Below are 1,292 nucleotides of genomic sequence, written 5' to 3'. Positions count from 1 at the left end.
GGTTCATCGCGGATTAGCGGGAACTAAAAACAAAAACGGTAGTAAGTGATATGGTTTAGTCGCCAAACAAAAATCATACACAAACTACCGTTTTCATGCCGAATCATACTTTCCTATCTTCATTCTGGGAAGGCTTTCAAATAGTAAAGTCTCACCAGACAGCATCACTTATTACCCTGACTCTTAAACCTAACTCTGAGGCTAAGTGCCTTTGTGGTCTCGAGGCCGAGGCTATCCACGAGTATCAATGGCGTCATGTAAAAGAAGCCATGTTGCTCGGTGTTCCTGTTGAACTTTCCGTTCAAACACGAAGAATCAAGTGTCGTGACTGCGGCATAAAAACAGAGTCTCTATCTTGGCTAGAGCCTTATGCTCGCATCACGAAGCGCCTAAAAAGTTATATAGAACAACTGCTGCCTCTTCTTCCCATTAAGCATATCTCCCAGTTAACGAGCGTACATTGGCACACCATTAAAGAGATAGATAAACGCCGACTTCGACAAGTTGTACCGTCAGTGAAATGGGAAGAGCTAAGGCAACTCGTCATGGACGAGTTCGCTATCTTTAAAGGGCATAGGTATGCCACGGTCATTGCTGACGCTAAGACTCATCAAGTCATTTGGATAGGGTTAGGCCGTAGCCGCAAGGACATACGACCGTTCTTCGAGCTGTTAGGCAAGCATGGCAATAATATCGAAGCGGTCGCGATGGACATGAATACGGCTTTTGACCTTGAAGTTCAAGCGCACTGCCCGAACGCAAAAATCGTTTACGACTTATTCCATGTTGTTGCTAAGTTCGGTCGTGAGGTAATGGATAGAGTCAGAGTCGACCAAGCCAACAAACTCAAGCAAGATAAAAAAGCGAGGCAATGGGTCAAGCGCTCACGCTGGGTGTTGTTGAAAAATAGAGGCAACTTAAATCCACGGCAAGACAGCTATCTTACAGAAATATTGAATATCAATAAGGACTTAATGACCACTTATATACTCGGGGCACAACTCAAAGAGCTTTGGTATTGTGAATCAGAAGCACATGCTAAAGGGCTCTGGGAGGCTTGGTGGGCACAAGTACAAGAGAGTGGAATTAAGCCATTGAAAGAGTTCGCACGAAAACTGAGTCCTTATCTTCACGGTATTATCGCATCGGCAAGTTATCCGCTAAACACCTGCACCCTAGAAGGGATAAACAACAAGATAAAGCTAATCAAGCGAATGGGGTATGGGTATCGAGATACCGACTACTTCTTCTTGAAGATAAAAGCGGCTTTCCCCGGAAAGCCGCGATGAACC

The 1,292-nt window shown here is 44.9% G+C and carries 1 protein-coding gene; it reads left to right on the top strand.

Going from position 1 to position 1,292, the window contains the following annotated elements; genetic code table 11:
* Window positions 1–95: 95 nt before the first annotated feature.
* A complete protein-coding gene (locus AB4512_RS19430) occupies window positions 96–1,289 on the top strand; it encodes an ISL3 family transposase (protein WP_017063708.1) in 1,194 nt (397 codons plus the stop codon).
* The last annotated feature ends 3 nt before the right edge of the window (window positions 1,290–1,292 follow it).

The sequence above is a fragment of the Vibrio sp. 10N.222.52.B7 genome (assembly GCF_041474275.1).
In the GTDB taxonomy this organism is placed as follows: domain Bacteria; phylum Pseudomonadota; class Gammaproteobacteria; order Enterobacterales; family Vibrionaceae; genus Vibrio; species Vibrio crassostreae_C.
Note: the sequence above shows the minus strand (reverse complement) of the source record. Positions and strands in the feature narration are given on the sequence as shown.